Here is a 17,216-nt window from a genome sequence, read left to right as displayed (position 1 = left end):
ATTGCAATGGTGTAAAGTTTCATTAAATGATTCTTTTTTAAGGCGCAAGAAAATCATTTGCGATTAACTAACATTTTCATATTTAAGAATTAAGAAAATCCTCTCTGAACGGTGTAAAAGCATCAATCAACTGTCCTTCTTCCAGACATTTTACCCCATGAAAAATATTGGGCTGAGCGAAAAAACCGTCACCTTGCTGTAAAATTTTCACCTAACCATCAACAGTCACTTCAAATTTTCCCGATGCAACATAAGTGATCTGCGAATGAAAATGCTGGTGCAAGGCTCCAACCGCATCTTTTTCAAATTTTACAATCACCATCATTATTTGAGAATTGTACCCGAGAAACTGACGGGAAACTCCACTTCCTAAATCTTCCCATCCGGAATTACCGTTGAAAAATGGTTCTTTTTTGAAATTCATTTTTTATGTTTTGAATTATTTAATATATTTCTCCAACCCGATATTCAAGCTTTTCAAATCCTTCAAAGCCAGTTTTGCAACAGTTTCTGCGCCTAATTTTGACAAATGGGTGTCATCAGCTTTTCCTTTTGGGTAATATGGATTTTCACCCTCCGCAAAATGAAGATGCAGTTTTTTTGAATTTTCCGGACCGTACGCAATTTCCATTTGCTCAGTTAATAACTGCATATCAATGAACGAGACCTTCATATCATTGGCAACCATTCTTACCACTAACGGATATTCTTTGTGTGTATCAATCAAAACACCATTTTCTGTGAAATTTCTTCTGACAATGGAAGTCATCAGAATGGGGGTTGCGCCCTTGGCTCTGGTTTCATTGACGTATCTTTCTAAATTGGCCCTGTATTGAGTGTATGGATTGGTAAATTTAGTTGAATCCTTCAATTTCTGATCATTATGGCCAAACTGGATGATCACAAAATCTCCTTTTTTAAGCTTTTTCATCACTTTATCCCATCTTCCTTCTGTTCTGAAACTTTTTGAGCTTCTTCCGTTCATTGCATGATTCTGGACTTCAATTCCTGTCGTTAAAAATTGTGGCAAAACTTGTCCCCAACCGTGTTCAGGATTTTTATCAGGATTTTCCTTATTCGCCATTGTGGAATCGCCAATTAAAAATAGGGTTGTTTTTTGTTGGGCAAATGTTATTATTGATAGGAATAATAATAGTATGCTAAGTTTTTTATTCATCTTACAATTTATTTTTAATTAAACCTGAAAGATGCTTCGGCTCAGCTCGGCATCGCTACAAATGTGCTGCTAAATGAAGCAATTAGTATTAGAGTTGTCATGCTGAGCCCGTCGAAGCATCTTAGTGATTTATTTCATTATTTATTTGGATTCCAGTCACCCAGAATCTTTTCTAGTGTATAATTTTTCAAATCTTTTTTTGTCAATTGCTGCGACCAACTTACCCGTTTTGAAATATTTCCTCCTTCACCTTTACTCCCAAACTCTGCATAATAAGCTGTTTTTTCTTTATCAGGGAACATTTTATCGCCTTTCCAGGGATTCCAGCCTTCCGGAAGGATGTGTTTTCCCATTTCCGTATTGATAAAAACTGTTTTTGCATAAGGTCTCCAAGGTCTTCCCAGATATACTTTTGTGATGCCTTCTTTGGCAATTAATTTACAGTCTAAAAAGACAAAACCGTACTGTCTGTCGGCTTCTGTTGCGGCTGCGGTGATGTAAGAATCGGCTAAACTTTTAATGGTACAGTTCTTAAAAACAACCGTTGCCTGTCCGAAGATAAAGTCAGTTGTTCCTTCGATATAACAGTTTTCAAAATATTGTCTGCTATGATTGGTAGCAGAATAAACCGTGTCCTGACAACCCAGAATTTTAGAGTTTTTAATCACAAAACGGTCACCTTCCACATGAAGAGAAACTGCCTGTCCTTCGTTGCAAGAACTGTTTTGAATCGTTAAATTACTGATTTTAATATCATCACCCATGACCAATAAAGTGTAGGAATTGAAGGTTGTCTTTTTTTCATTAAATGAATCCAATTTTCCTGAAAAATCATTGTTGGTGATTATAGTATTGTCTTTATCTTCGCCTTCTAAAGTGATTTTATGTTTTGAAGAAGGGATAGTAATTTTTTCATTATAAGTTCCGGATTTAATGAAAATCAATGCTTCCGCAGGTCCTAAATCTCTTACTGAATTTATTGCTTTCTGAATCGATGTAAAATCACCGCTACCGTTTTTAGCTACAGTGATTTTAATGTACGGATCATTTTCTGCTAAGAGAAATTGAGTCATTGAAATGAACAGAATTAAAAATAATTTTTTCATAAAACTTTACTTAAGTTGGTCTTAGCCTTAATCTCAAACTTAACCTTTATCCTATTTCAAAACTTTATTTAAAAAGGCAACAGTATAATTCAATGTTTCCGTAAACCAGGGTTCTGCACTCCAAAATGAATGCGGAGAATCTTTAATTTCGTGAAACCCAGTCGGAATATTATAGTTCTTCAATTTCTTCATCATATCGTCTCTTCCGGCATGAAAACGAGGTTGAGAACTGTTGATGAAAAGAGTAGGAGGTGTATTTTCATTAATATATTCTAAGGGTGAAGCTTCGGTCCAGGTTTTCAAATTGGCACTCCTGTCACCGCCCAACCAATACGAAGCATATGTACTTTCTTCAGCTTCGGGATGAATAAATGAAACAATTCCATCAATATTGATGATTGCCTTAATTTTATTCTTTGATCGTACACCAACCAAAGTTGCAATTTGTGCCCCGGCTGATTCTCCCAACACTGCTATTTTATTTTGATCTAAAGAATATTTTTTTCTGTTTTTCTTTAACCAATGAATGGCCTCCTCAATATCTTCAACTCCGCCGGGATATTTTGCAACATCGGCCAACCGATAACCGACCGCAATTGCAACATAACCTTTTGCAGCCAGTTCCATTGCCATGAATTTTTCATTTTCCTTACTTCCCGAAATCCAGCCACCACCATGAACCATTGCGATTCCGGGGTGTTTTTTAGATTTATCGACAGGATAATAAATGTCTGCTTTTAATGAAAGTCCATTAATATTGGCATATTCTACATCTTTATCAATCCCTATATTTTTCGGAACCGGCCGATCTATAGGAGTGATAAAAGTGTATTTTTTCTTTAGTTTTTCATAGGTAGTTTCATTGGTGTAAGGAGTTGCATTCGGCCGTTGAATCTGGCCGAATGCTAATGTTCCTCCCATTAAAAAAATAGAAATATAAGTATGTTTTTTGTTAAAAATCATGTTGTCAAATTTTAAATTTTTGAACCACTAAGATTATTTAACCGCATTTTTAGCTACTTCCGTTGCAATAGAAATTGCAGCTTTATCATTTGCAACTTCTTTGGGTAAGAAGATTGCCCCTGATTTATTTCCTAAAACCTTAACCAACGGTTTATTTTGAGACTCAAATTTTACCGTCGCAAGGTTGATGTTTTTGCTGTTGTAGACTGTTGCTCCTGTTCCTTGAGAATATTTCAGCTTCACATTTTTTAATTGAATTCCGTCTGCATCTACGATGGTAAGAGCCTTTTTCGTGTCAAACTGAGAATCTTCGATCACAATATTTTTAAGATTCATTTCAGCTAAACCGAATAATGTAATCGCTTCGTAAGAATTAACTGCATTGATGTTTTTAAAGAAAATATTTCTAAAAATCGGAGTTTCCTCTGTTACGGGATAAACTTTTTCCGGTGCTTTGTTTTCTTCTTTTTTTTGCCCGTCTTCCAAAACCGGTGAAGCTCCTTCATAGAACATATTGAAGCCAATTACCTGAGTTGGAATATTAATCATATCGATATTTTTGATGTAAATATTTTCAACGATTCCACCTCTTCCCCGTGTTGTTTTGAAACGAAGACCAATATCTGTTCCGATGAAAGTACAGTCGGAAACGTGAATATTTCTAGCTCCTCCGGACATCTCGCTTCCAACAACGAAACCTCCGTGACCGTGGTAAACGACATTGTTTTTAATGATAACATTTTCAGTGGGCATTGCTCTTTTTCTTCCGTCTTCATTTTTCCCTGATTTGATGCAAATTGCGTCGTCACCAACGTCAAAGGTATTATCATAGATTAAAACATTTTTGCAGGATTCCACGTCTACACCATCGCCGTTTTGTGAAAACCAAGGATTTCTTACGGTAAGATTTCTTAAAATGACATTCGAACACATCAACGGATGAAGGTTCCATGCGGGCGAATTTTGGAAGGTCGGCCCGTCCAGCAAAACCTTATCACAACCCACCAAACTTACCATTACGGGACGAAGAAAATCTTTAACCGATTTTAGCTCTTCCTTAGAAATTTTATCAGGAACGTTGAAGCTCGAACTGCTTTCAAATCCTTTTTTATAACTTTCTGATGGATACCAGGTTTTACCGTCTGAAGATAGAATTCCTCCGGATTTTACAATTTCTTTCCATTCAGATTCTGATACTTTTCCTTTTTTAATGGCTCTCCAGGCATCACCGCTTCCGTCAATTACGCCTTTTCCCGTGATGGCAATATTGGCTGCATTTCTTGCTGAAATGGGGGACTGGCAGCGGATTGTATTTAATCCTTCAAAACTTACATCAACTAAAGGATAATCGTTTTTGTCTTTGCTAAATATGATGAATGCTCCTTCTTCTACGTGAAGATTGATGTTGCTTTTCAATTCAATTGGTCCTGTTAACCACATTCCGCGGGGAACAACCAATTTTCCGCCGCCTTTTTTAGAAAGATCATCGATTGCTTTTTTGAAAGCTTCTGTATTTTTTATATTTCCGCCTGCAACTCCGCCAAATTGTGTAATGGAAACTGTGTTTGCAGGAAAAGAGGTTTCCACAACCTGAGGCATCTTAAACTCAAGATTCTTGTAAATATCCAGATTCTGAGCATAGATTTGTCCTGAAAACATCATTGCTGCTGCTAAACCGATAACTTTGAGAGACTGCTTCATTTTATTTTTTTGAGTTTTATTTTTTGTTATTGTTTTTTTCAAAATCTATGTTTATTTTTTCTCCCACAGATGATACAGGTTTTTACAGATCATTGCGCAAATTTTTTAAACCTATAAATAAAAATATTACATCAACATCTATGAAAATCTGTGGAGAAAACTATTAATTTTTAGTAATTCTAAACCAATCAAAATCCGCATATCCCCCGCGGGGAGCTTTTGCCGTACTTATGCTATACAAACCGACTTTAGCACCAATCCATTTTCCGGGTTTTGCCTGAAAAACGTCACCTACTTTGGTGAAATTTTTTCCATTTTCGCTGTAACTGAACTGGCACAAACCGTTAGGTTCGTTGACATTTACTTTTAAATAGGCCTCGTTTCCTTTTAATTTTGTTTCAAATAAAACCTTTTCTTCGCCGCCTTTATCTGCCTTTTCGGCTCTTCTTAACTGTAAATAAAAGCCGTCCTGTTTATTGGTAATTACGATTGATTCATGATCTAATCCCATCACTAAGAGTCCTGCAGCTTTTCCTTCTTTAGCATCTTCCGGAGTTAATTTAACTTTCGTGGAAGCAGCAAAATTAGGTGCCGGGAATTTTTGAGTTAACAAATTCGGGATGTTCCACAGGTTTTTTTCACCCTCAGGAATCTTCATTGAAAATAATCTTAAAAATTTCTGTCCGGGAAGTTTGGATGACCAAACAATATTTTCATTCGCGCTCCATTGCCATTGTAATCCTAATTTATCTCCATCAAACTCATCTGTTTCAGGAGGCGTAACGACAGGGTAGGATTGACCGACGTTTGGTTTTTTATAGGTTAAAACCGGTTCCCCGATTCCGTTTTTATTATGGTCAGTTCCAATAACCGGCCAGTCTTTTTCCCATTTCATGGGTTGAAGATGAACGATTCTTCCACCTGCATCAACGTCCTGAAAGTGGTAAAACCAATCTTCACCCGAGGACGTATCAACCCAGGCTCCCTGGTGAGGCCCGTTGATTTTTGTGGAACCTTGCTCCAGAACAACTTTTTCTTCGTAAGGACCGTAAATATTTTTTGATCTCAAGACCAATTGCCAACCTGTAGCCACTCCGCCTGCGGGAGCAAAAATGTAGTAATAGCCATTTCTTTTATACATTTTCGGGCCTTCAACTGTCGGATGTGCATCGTGACCATCAAAAACATGAACACCTTTATCCAAAACTTTTGTTCCTTCAGGATTCATTTTATTAATTGAAAGTAAACTTTTCACACCTGCGCGGCTTCCTGCCCAACCGTGAACTAAATATGCATTTCCGTCTTCATCCCAAAACGGACAGGAATCAATCAAGCCTTTTCCTTCCATCACCAAAACGGGGTTTTCCCAAGCTCCTAACGGATCTTTGGTTTTCACCATATAAATTCCGAAATCAGGATCACCCCAATAAATGTAAAATTCTCCTTTGTGGAATCTGATGCTTGGCGCCCAAACTCCGTCCCCTCTTTTTGGCGTGGAAAAATGTCCGGCTGGTAAAATACCCTGAATGGCATAATTCACTAATTTCCAGTTGACCATATCCTTTGAATGAAGAATAGGCAATCCCGGAGCTTCATTAAAGCTTGAAGCCGTCATGTAATAATCTTCACCAACACGAATCGCATCGGGATCGGAATAATCTGCATACAAAATTGGGTTTTTGTAATTTTTGCCCTGATCGGCTGTCCAGACCTCGGAAACATAGTTTTTTTCCTGTGCGTTGAGATAGGTTGACGCAACTGAAAGTATTGTGATTGTTGCTATATTTAAAATGCTTTTTGTCCTCATAAAATCAGATTCATTGTTTAGGCAATAGGAATTGGGTTGCAGGTTTTAGTTTTATTTTTCAAATTCTAAACTAGCCAGGATAAACGGTCCTGTTCCTTTTGCATCGTTTGAACGAACTTCTTCATTGATATAGTATTCATACGACCCGTCTCTGTAAGGTTTTCCACCTAAACCGGCTACTGCGCAACATTTATTTAAATTTACCACTCCATTTTCATCAACTGTAATTAAATTTTTGATGATTCCATCGTACCCCTTTTTAGCATAAGTTTTATAGGATTTTGGAAGATAACCGTTATTGACCGATTTAATAATTGTGTAAACAAACATTGCTGAAGCCGTAGCCTCCGTATAATTTCCTTTTTCTCCTGCTTTATCCAAAACCTGATACCAAAGTCCGCTGTCTTTATCCTGAACTTTGATGATGGCATCGGTGTAGGATTTTATATAAGAAATTAATCTTGCTCTTCCGGGATGGTCTTCAGGTAAATAATCCAGGACATCTACCATTGCCATTCCGTACCAGCCCATCGCTCTTCCCCAGAAATTGGGTGAAAGTCCTGTTTCTTTGTTTGCCCAGGCTTGTTCTTTGCTTTCATCCCATGCGTGATAAAGCAATCCTGTTTTTTTGTCTAAAAGATTCTTTTGAACCGAATCAAACTGAAAAACAATATCATCATATGCTTTGGTTGCTTCTGCACCTTTTACAAAATCTTTCGTATAGTGCGTGTAGAAGGGCATTCCCATGTACAGACCATCCAGCCACACCTGGTACGGATATATTTTTTTATGCCAGAAAGATCCTTCTTTGGTTCTTGGCTGCCCGTCAATTTGGGAACGAAGGGTTTGAAGGGCTTTCAGGTATTTTTCTTTTTTCTCTTTTTCATAAAGATATAGAAGCACATTTCCGCTGTTCAGCATGTCGATATTGTACTTTTCAAGATCGTAGGTAAGAATTGTACCGTCTTCTTTGATCAGTTTTTCTCCGAATTCGCTGATGTAATTGTAATATTCTTTTTTACCGGTTTTCGCGTAGAGCTGTTCAGCGGCATCCAGAACAATCGCTGATGGATAGGTCCATTTCGGGCTTTTACTGAAATCAAGCATCCAGGATTCCGGAAAACGCTGCATTTCGGAAAGCAACATTCTTTCAGACCATTTCAGGTTTGTAGGAACTATTTTCCCTGCTTTTGAAGCTTCTGTTGAAGATTTTGAAGCGGTTACAGATTTTGTTTGGGCGCAAGCCAAAAATATTCCTGAACCTAAAGCAGCAAGCGCCAATAATCTTATATTATGGTTAATGAAATTCATTATTTTAAACTTTAAAGTTGATTGGTTTTATCTAAAATATCCAGTTTCTTATCTAAATCCTGATAAAATGCTTCTTCTGTTGCTAAGCCGTTTGGTTCCAGAGACCAGGCTCCCAAAAAGTAATAAGAAACATTCTTCACTTTCTTGAAAATAACGGTATGAGTGGATTTTGTCTTAACATATTTATCAAAACTCTCGAGAGGGTAGAAGACAGCCATTCCCAGATTATCGTCTTTTTTTGTCTCCGTTTGATTGCCGTAAGTGGCAATATAAGCCCATTTTTTATTTTTACTGATTCCTTGTTTTAACGGAATATTTTTAATGGCAACAATTCCGGTACATAACCCTGAAATAGTGTTGCTTAAGTTTAAATCTACTTTTACAAAACGATCTTTATTAAAAATTGTCAGTTTTGACTGTAAATCTATGGCATCACCCCAGGTTTTCCAGCCCTTATAATCGATGGCTGCATAAGATTGATCTTTTTCATTAACTACTTTTACGGCTGTATTTTTTACAACTTTAAAGGTTTCAATAAAGTCATTCTGCTCGTCATATCTTCCGTAAGAACCGATGCCAATGGTACGGCCGGATTTCAAAATATCCTGTCCCCAGGGTGCATCGTGATGATAGGATTCAAAACCGTCTTGTCCGACTTCAGGCAAGGCCAAGGTGTTTACTTTTTTACCGAAAATATCAGTTGCATTCCTCCAGTCTAAATATAGTCTGTAGCCAATCTGGTTGTTTTCCAGACCGATACCTTCATATCTGATATAATAAGAATGGTCGGTATGTTCGGCAGGAAGCACAAGCTGGTTGATGTTTTTAAAAGTTCCTCCAATGTACTGATTGCCTTCCCATTTCCCGCCTTCTTTTACGGAAAGCTCTGCATATGAAAAGGGAGCTTTTGGATTTTCTTTAATTTTTTCAATCACAGAAGTTTGAGCCACAGAAAATGTTGAACTCAAAAATGCTCCTGCTATGATTATTCTAAACAAACTGAATTTCATAATATTTTTTTATTAGATAACTGGTTTTTAACTAAAAGTCTTCATGGTTATAGTGTTGTCTTTCGGTTATTTTTCTAACCAGATCGTTAAAATATACTTCGATATTATCGTAATTTTTATCTAAATCCCGTCCGTTGGAATTGGCAACTTTAGGATTTAATTTATTTTTAATTTCCCACTCATCAGGCATTCCGTCGCTGTCTGAATCGGGGAGAGGTTTTCCTGGATTTAAATTGGAGAATCCGCCTACATCATTTTGAGAATCAATGATTCCATTGGCACTTCCTTTTGAACCTTTGTAGATGAAGCTTCCATTTTTCACATCTTTTAAAACGTGCAGATCAATCGCATCTCTCACCAGGCTTGCCCCTCCGATCTGTAAAATTTTTTCATACGCTTCTTTCGCAGAATGAGTTTTCACATTGTCCTGAATATCATGCGGCTGATTGATTTTAATGGAATTTTTATCTTTATCCGTCAAATTATATGCTTTCATCTGATCAAAAACGCCTATCGTCCAGTTATCCGTTGTGATTTCCGGATTTCCCTCCACAACATTTCCGGTGATGTAATATTTTCCCCAGATGTTATACACTTCAGCTTCTGGTTTTCCGTTTTTATCAATGGCTGCAATCCGTTGTTTTGTCGTGGTTGCAGGGCCGGGTTTGTAATAATTATTAACGAGATTCACGTTCATTCCTTCACCTCCGTACACATTATTGTGTCCCCAATTGTAGATCACATTATTCCTGAAATCGGTAAGATCGGTTAATGCAAACTTACTTCCCGCATATTCCCCTAATCTGGGATTTCTGCTATCGTGGTGGGCATATAGATTATGATGAAAAGTCGCAAATTTTCCGCCTGCGATTCCGCCATATCCGTGAGCACCTTTTTCGTGGACAGAATTTCTCAAACTTTCAGAAATCACGCACCATTGAAGTGTAGTATTTTCGTTGACATAAATGGAAACCGTCTCGTCCGTAGACCAGCTCATCGAGCAATGATCTACCATCAGATTTTTGATGAATCTTGCGCCAAAAGCGTCACCCTGATATTTTTTCTGATCGCCCATCCTGAATCTCATGTAGCGGATAATTACGTTATTTGCTGCAACAAAAGTTTCGTAGTTGGCAATGGTAATTCCGTCTCCGGGAGCTGTCTGTCCGGCAATGGTGATATCACCTTCTTTTATTTTCAACGGTGATTCCAAGTAAATTGTTCCGCCTGTTTTAAAAATAATATACCTCGGACCTTTTTGGTCTAAAGCGTGCCTTAAAGTACCTTCCGAACCATCATCGTTTAATTTGGTCACGAAATAAATTTTTCCGCCGCGTCCGCCGGTTGTATATCTTCCGAAACCTTCTGCACCGGGGAAACTTAGGACGTTTTGAGCTTCAACAAAAGTCAAACTTCCGCATACAATTCCTATCGTCATTATTTTGGTGAAGTGTTTTTTCATGATTGAAAATTCTTTGGTGTTTTTGATGTTCGGGTTGAAATTATTTTAAACTTGTTTTAACGTTCCAAAGGTCTTTTCCTTTGAGAATATTGTCAGTTGTATTTTTTTTTCTTTCTTGTTTTGTTAATTGATGTGACCACGAAACTCTTTTTCCAGCATTGGCGCCGGTTCCTTTTGAATTAAATTCTGCATAGAACGTTGTCTTTTCCGCATTGGGTTTGTTCCAATTATGCCATCCTTCCTGTTTTATGGTGGAATTCATTTCACAATCGATGTAAACTGTTTTGGCAAAAGGTCTCCAGGGTCTTCCTAGATAGACTGAATGTTCTTTCGCGTTTCCGATGATTTTAGATTGTATAAAAACAAATCCGAATTCACTTTCCTGTGGAGTGGAGGCGGCTGTGACGTAGCTTGCTGTTTCTTTAGAATAGATCGTGCAGTTTTCAAAAACGGCGGTTCCTGCTCCGAAAATATAGTCGGTTGTCCCTTCGATGTAGCAGTTTTTAAAGTAATTTCTTGAAGGTTTTGTCTTATCTGTTAAATCCTGAACTCCTTTTAAATATAAAGTATCCTGATTTCCTAAAAACCTGCAGTTTTCAAAGGCAATTCTATCCCCAGAAGTTAAAACAGCAACGGCTTGCCCAACTTTTCCTGAGCTGTTTTCAAACGAAATATTTTTTGCTGTAAAGTTATTTGAATAAATAAAAATTGTTGAAGAACCTGTTGTTCCGATATCTTTTCCTTCCGGATTCTTTTTTGAAGCAAAATCATCGTAAGTGATGATGGTATTTTCGGGATTTTCACCTTCCAGTAATATCGTCCCTTTCGATTCGGGAACGGTAATTTTTTCTTTGTAAACTCCGGCTTTAATTAAAATTTTTGTTCTTGTCTCAGAACCATTTTCAACGGCATCGATGGCTTGTTGTACTGTAATAAAATTGCCTTTTCCGTCTTTTGAAACTACGATAATTTTATCATTGGTTTTAAAAGAAAGAAGACATACCAATATGATTGAAAATATTGAAAATGTTTTAAAATTTTTAATTAAAGAAGAAGTTTTCATTAAATAAATTTTGAGTTAAATACAGACTTCTCTTTATGGGAAGAAGCCTGTATTCTTTGATATGAATATGAAACTTTTTATCTAATAACCGTAATCTTGTGTAAGATTGTAATTCGATTGAATAATGTCACTATAAATAGGTAACAATTCTTTTTTATTGGGTTGGAAATATTGTGCAAAACCTTTTACCGGATCAATGATGTATGTTGGCAAAACAGCGGCCCTCCACGCAATTTTGGTATAACCTGCCGGCGTTGCATCCTGAGAAGGCATGTAAAATACCTGAGATTTGTCGCCGCCGGTGAAGAAAATGTCGATATCATTAACATTTTGCTGTGCAGATTTTGTAGGATCGTAAACCGATTTTTTATAATAAAGATTTAGCGGTACGTTTGCGTATGGTCCGGTTCCGTTTGCAAAAGCTGTCAGTTTCTGTCTTGTTTCCGTAATTTTGGCATCTAGTAGATTCCAACGGATAAGATCATATTTCCTGATTCCTTCTGAACCCAGCTCTAATAATCTTTCTTGAACAATATAATTGAAGAATCCCACTTTGTCTGTAGGAATTGTTCCAACCTGGCCCAGATTTCCGGCGTAAGCCCTGTTTCTTACAAGTTTTACCGCATTAATGGCTTCCTGGGAAGGAGCACTATGAAGTTCGTTATCTGCTTCTGCGAACATTAGCAAAACATCTGAAAAACGTAATAAAGGCCAGTCAACCGCAAGGTTTTGAGAAGGTCCCGTAATGTTCGTCCATGATTTTCTGTATTTTGAATCTGTGAAAGAAATAGCAGTCACTATTTCCGCCTGATTGGAATTATTAACTTTAAAAATTCCTACATTCATATCTCTTCTTAAATCATATTTAGTAAACTCGTAGAAATAAACCGGAAGCGCGTTGATCCCGCCGCCGCCTTTCCAGTTGGAATTATCGTCATGCTTTAAGCCGTTGTAATAACCGATCTTACTGTCTGTCCTTGCATTACCACCGAAAGCTCCCACACAGAAAATAATTTCGTTGGTAGCATCCTGCGTATTGGTATGCAAAGCTCTGAAAACTGCTTCGTAGCTTGGATTTAAGCTGTGTTCTCCCGCATGGTTCATGATGTCTTTACATTCATCATAAGCAATCTGATAATAGGCTTGAGGATTTGAACCCTGTGCCATCTGTTGTGGACTTCTTCTCAATGAATATCCCGCTCTTGCCAATGCTATTCTTGCTCTTAAACCTTTAATAAAACCTTTGGAAATTCTGGCATTTGTAGTGCTTCCTTCTGATCTCCAAGGAACTAAAGCAGAAGCTTGGGCCAGATCTGCAATGATTTTTTCATAAATAACATCTCTATCTGTTTTTGGAAGATAAAGATTGTCATAATCCACGGATGGCTTGTCCTGAAAAGGAACATCACCCCAGTTTCTTATTAATTCATAGTAAAACTGAGCTCTTAATGTTAAAGCTTCACCAAGGTAGCGATCCATCATCTTTTTATCAGCATCGGAACCCGTCTGGTAAACAGGGGAGATCGGAATGTTTTTAATGCAAAGATTCGCTCTTTCGATTCCTGAGTATAGTTTCAAGAAAGGTTTGTTTAATTCTGTATTGGTAGGGCAGGCTCCGAAAGTTGAGATTCCTCTTCTGTCATTACAGTTGTAGTCCCCTGAAGTCCTGAAATCGTCACTGGAATGAGGATAAATTAAGGCTAATCTCTGTCCATACCCATCATCACCTGCCAACTGGTTATAAACACCCACCAAAGCGGTGAAAGTATCTGAAGTACTATCGAATTGCTGTGCTTCCGCAACACTTGAAAAATTTTCAGGATCCAGATAATCGCTGCATGAATTTATTGTGTTAAGCGAAAGGATACAGCTTAATATAATTATTGTCTTTTTCACGTTTAAGTTTAATTAAAAGGTTATATCAATACCTGTTAAAATAAATCTGCTTCTAGGGTATGCAGCATAATCAACACCCGGAGTCAAAGGGTTTCTTCTCGTACTTGCTTCCGGATCGTAACCGTCGTAACCGGTGATGGTAAATAAGTTATTTACGGTTGCATATAACCTGAAATTCTTAATACCAAGCACTTCTAATGAATCTTTTGGAAGGCTGTAACCTATTGTCACATTATTTAATCTTAAGAAAGAACCATCTTCGATTGCATATGAATGCAGAATGTAGTTTCCTTGCGGAGGCGTCCACATGGTTGTATTGGCGTTCAATGCAGCAAGAGCGGCAGGATCTGTTACTTTTACGCCTTGGTCATTAAACCATCTCCATCTGTCTGCAACTTCTGCAGCCATGTTGTTGTCTCTGTATAAATATTGAGTGGTAAACTCGATTTTATTGGCATTATAAACCTTATTTCCTACAGAGAAATTGAAAAATAAGCTCATATCCCAGTTTCTGTATCTGAAAGTCTGGTTAAACCCTCCGTAGAACTTCGGCTGAGCACTCCCTAGTTCGGTTTGATCGGCTGTGGTGATCTGACCGTCGCCATTTAAATCTCTTAATTTAAGATCCCCCGGCTGGATTGGCTTTGAACCATTCGCGACAGCGCTTGCGTTGGGAACACCAGCCTTTAAAGTATAAGCCTGAGTTGTGGGGTTAAAATCAAAATCGCCGATTTCATATCTTCCCTCCGTTTCGTATCCGTAGTAAGTTCCTACCGGATTGCCGACTTTGGCAATGAAATCATATAGATTATTTACCCACCCCGAAGCTACAAGGTAATAATCGTTGCCTCCGGAAACACCTGCTCCTAAGCTTTTGATGATGTTTTTGTTAGCTGATATGTTGAAATCTGTTTTCCATGTGAAGTTTTCTTTGTTGACGATAATACCTCCCAGCGAAACTTCGATTCCTTTGTTCTGTGTTTTCCCTGAATTTTGATACTGATATTCATATCCTGATGTCTGAGGAATTTTTGCCAGTATCAAAAGATCTTTTGTGTCGGTGATGTACGTATCCAAACTTCCGTATAATCTTCCGTTGAAGAATCCGAAATCCAATCCTAGGTTTTTAGAAACTGTAGCTTCCCAGGTTACATTTTTGTTGGCCAAAGTGTTTCCCGTAGTGGCTCCCGGCGTTACACCGCTTCCGAAGGTATATCCGTAATCTGTAGAAGTTGTAAAAAACGTATCATAGAGAAAAGCCGGAATTCTGTTGTTTCCTGCAAGGCCGTATCCGAAACGTAATTTCAATTCATCCAGCCATTCTTTATTTTTAAGGAAATTTTCTTCTTTTATTTTCCATGCTACCGAAACTGCCGGGAAAGTTCCCCATTGGTTACTACCAGGTCTGAAAATACTTGAAGCATCCGCTCTTATGGAAGCTGTTAAAATGTATTTGTTGGCATAAATATAATTGGCTCTGCCAAATAATGAAAACAGCCTTTCTGGTGGTAATGCCGCCGTTCTGGGCGCATCCTGAATCATCCCTGATGGCGGAATTGCAGACTGAATATTGGCAAAAGCTTCATTTGGACTGATAGAAACGGGCAGCCATTTTGTGTAGATATTTGAAGTTTCTCCGTCTGTCTGTACAGTTTCTTCACCAATCAATAAATCAAGTTTATGGTTCCCGAATTTCTTTGTATAGTTTAAAGTATTGGTATTGGTAATTCTTCTGGTCTGAGACCTTGTAAGCTGTACAATCGGCTGATTGTTGTTGGCCCTCGCGTCACTCGTTACGGTTCCCCAAAACTGATTTACAGCATTATCCCTTTGAACATAACCGACTACACTTCTGAAAGTTAAGTCTTTCGTAATATTATAATTCAAATATCCGTTTAATAATAAATCGTTGGTTCTGTTTTCTTTTACCTCGTTATCATTTAAAATAAGTGGATTAACAAGATTGGTTAACGTTGAATAATTAGGGTCAAAGTCATCAATCGGTACATTGCTTCCCCCTTCAAAGGGCTGATATCTTACCGCATTTCTCAGTCGGTTTGTCCCCTGAGAACCTGACGCGGAAGTTCCCGCTCCGGAAATCAATTGGCGGCTGTACCTTGCATTGAATCCGGCTTTTAATTTTTTAGAAATGTCAAAATCATATTTAAAGTTGGCCATACTTCTTCTGAAACCTGAATTGAGCATAATTCCATCTTCTTCCACATGGTTTAAAGTCAATGAGAATGCAGACTTGTCTGAACCTCCCATTAAGCTTAAGTTATGTGTAAAGTTGAATGCTTCTTTTCCAAAAAGCTCATCCTGCCAATCTCTTTTCTTAATATTTCCATATTTTGTAGCCAATTCATCAAACGTACCATATCTCGTGCTGAATGTTGTCTGGTCAGCCAAATCTCCTCCTTTATTGTAAAGCTCATATTGATACATTACAAATTGGTAAGGATCAAGCACCGGAATAGTATTCATAATTTTACGAACACCTGTATAACCGTTGTAATTGATGGTCATTGCAGCTTTTTTACGGCCTCCTTTTGTTGTGATCAAAACAACTCCGTTGGCACCTCTCGATCCGTAGATGGAAGTAGAAGCGGCGTCTTTCAGAACTTCAATTGATTCAATTTCTTTGGGAGAAATAACAGTAAGTGCATTATCCATCTGGATTCCGTCTACGATATAGAGTGGGGCATTGCTCTGTGTAATCGATGTACCTCCTCTTACTTTAATTTCCACGTCAGCGCCGGGAGACCCTTCGCTTGCCATAATCTGTACCCCGGCAACTCTGCCTTGGATGGCCTCTGCAGCGCTGTTTACGGGCATATCTTTTACTTCGTCAGCCTTTACTGAGCCAACGGCATTGGTGACATCTTTTTTGGAAACCTTGGAATAGCCTACCAAAACCACTTCATCGATATTGGTTTCTTTATCCTTTTTCGTCTCCTTTTCTTGAGCCATTGTCAGGACAGGAAATAAAAAGAAAGTTAGATATAACCATTTTATTGATTGTACTTTTTTATCCATTTTGTATCCTTATAGTTTTAATTTTTGGTTGAAAGTTTTCTCAATCGTTTTTGTTTTGTGTGGATTTGTAAGTATTCTACTGATTTTAGTGGCAAATATTTTTCTGAAAGATTTACACATTTTAAAGTGCAATCGATTGCGTAAATTTTCATAATAAATATCTTGGCTTCTAAACTAATATTATTTTTCAATACGCAAAGAAAAAAATATTATTTTTTCATTAATTCGATTGTTGAATGAGGATCAAACGTACAGAATAATTGATGTTTATAATTATGTAAAGTGTTGAAAATTAATAATTTGTTAGCTTAAAATTAGCTTAAATATGAAGTGAAAAAAATCAATTTTTCTTTATTCTTTATTAATTTAAAACTTAAAATTTGCTTAAAATCTGACTGTTTTTATCCTTAAAAATTTCCCAAAAATGACAGTCAATATTAATTTTTTTATATTTTTCCTGACTTTTGTCATCTTTTCAGATTAATATTTTAATTGGTTTTTATACTTGATACTAATTGCTCTTATTGTGTGAAATATGTATATTAGTTTTAATATATTGTTATCAAATCAATATCTCTGTTTTATTGTTTTATTTTGGTATGATTTAATATTTAAGCAGGATTTGAATATTAATTTGGGTTAATATTATCTATATAATTTCTTTAAAATCTTCTTGCTTTCCCA

11 protein-coding genes and 1 pseudogene are annotated in these 17,216 nt (G+C 37.2%); all 12 read right to left on the bottom strand.

Features of this window, described 5'->3' with window-relative positions:
- Nucleotides 1-82 precede the first annotated feature (82 nt).
- Nucleotides 83-424, bottom strand: a pseudogene (locus LC418_RS15630) (cupin domain-containing protein).
- A gap of 15 nt (nt 425-439) precedes the next feature.
- Nucleotides 440-1,177, bottom strand: a complete 738-nt coding sequence (locus LC418_RS15625) for a rhamnogalacturonan acetylesterase (protein ID WP_223559822.1) — start codon at nt 1,175-1,177, stop codon at nt 440-442.
- A 137-nt stretch (nt 1,178-1,314) separates the two neighbouring features.
- Complete coding sequence (locus LC418_RS15620) at nt 1,315-2,283, bottom strand: pectinesterase family protein (protein WP_223559821.1); 969 nt, start codon at nt 2,281-2,283, stop codon at nt 1,315-1,317.
- A 51-nt stretch (nt 2,284-2,334) separates the two neighbouring features.
- Nucleotides 2,335-3,246: an alpha/beta hydrolase gene (locus LC418_RS15615; protein ID WP_223559820.1), complete on the bottom strand. Its 912-nt coding sequence runs from the start codon at nt 3,244-3,246 to the stop codon at nt 2,335-2,337.
- A 33-nt stretch (nt 3,247-3,279) separates the two neighbouring features.
- Nucleotides 3,280-4,947, bottom strand: a complete 1,668-nt coding sequence (locus LC418_RS15610) for a glycoside hydrolase family 28 protein (RefSeq protein ID WP_223559819.1) — start codon at nt 4,945-4,947, stop codon at nt 3,280-3,282.
- Nucleotides 4,948-5,110: 163 nt separating this feature from the next.
- Nucleotides 5,111-6,754 carry a glycoside hydrolase family 43 protein gene (locus tag LC418_RS15605; protein WP_223559818.1) on the bottom strand — a complete coding sequence of 548 codons (1,644 nt, stop codon included), beginning with the start codon at nt 6,752-6,754 and terminating at the stop codon, nt 5,111-5,113.
- A 51-nt stretch (nt 6,755-6,805) separates the two neighbouring features.
- Nucleotides 6,806-8,065: a glycoside hydrolase family 88/105 protein gene (locus LC418_RS15600; RefSeq protein ID WP_223559817.1), complete on the bottom strand. Its 1,260-nt coding sequence runs from the start codon at nt 8,063-8,065 to the stop codon at nt 6,806-6,808.
- 11 nt (nt 8,066-8,076) lie between these two features.
- On the bottom strand, nt 8,077-9,075 hold the full coding sequence (locus tag LC418_RS15595; protein ID WP_223559816.1) for a DUF4861 family protein: 999 nt from the start codon (nt 9,073-9,075) through the stop codon (nt 8,077-8,079).
- A 31-nt stretch (nt 9,076-9,106) separates the two neighbouring features.
- Nucleotides 9,107-10,537: a pectate lyase family protein gene (locus tag LC418_RS15590; protein WP_223559815.1), complete on the bottom strand. Its 1,431-nt coding sequence runs from the start codon at nt 10,535-10,537 to the stop codon at nt 9,107-9,109.
- Nucleotides 10,538-10,577: 40 nt separating this feature from the next.
- Nucleotides 10,578-11,600, bottom strand: coding sequence for a pectinesterase family protein (locus LC418_RS15585; RefSeq protein WP_223559814.1), 1,023 nt, complete (start codon nt 11,598-11,600; stop codon nt 10,578-10,580).
- Between the two features lie 81 nt (nt 11,601-11,681).
- On the bottom strand, nt 11,682-13,496 hold the full coding sequence (locus LC418_RS15580) for a RagB/SusD family nutrient uptake outer membrane protein (RefSeq protein ID WP_223559813.1): 1,815 nt from the start codon (nt 13,494-13,496) through the stop codon (nt 11,682-11,684).
- Between the two features lie 12 nt (nt 13,497-13,508).
- A complete protein-coding gene (locus LC418_RS15575) occupies nt 13,509-16,466 on the bottom strand; it encodes a SusC/RagA family TonB-linked outer membrane protein (RefSeq protein ID WP_223559812.1) in 2,958 nt (985 codons plus the stop codon).
- Nucleotides 16,467-17,216 lie beyond the last annotated feature (750 nt).

The sequence above is a fragment of the Chryseobacterium lathyri genome (genome assembly GCF_019970085.1).
Classification (GTDB): domain Bacteria; phylum Bacteroidota; class Bacteroidia; order Flavobacteriales; family Weeksellaceae; genus Chryseobacterium; species Chryseobacterium lathyri.
The sequence above is the reverse complement of the archived record's forward strand: the minus strand, read 5'-3'. Positions and strand labels throughout refer to the sequence as shown.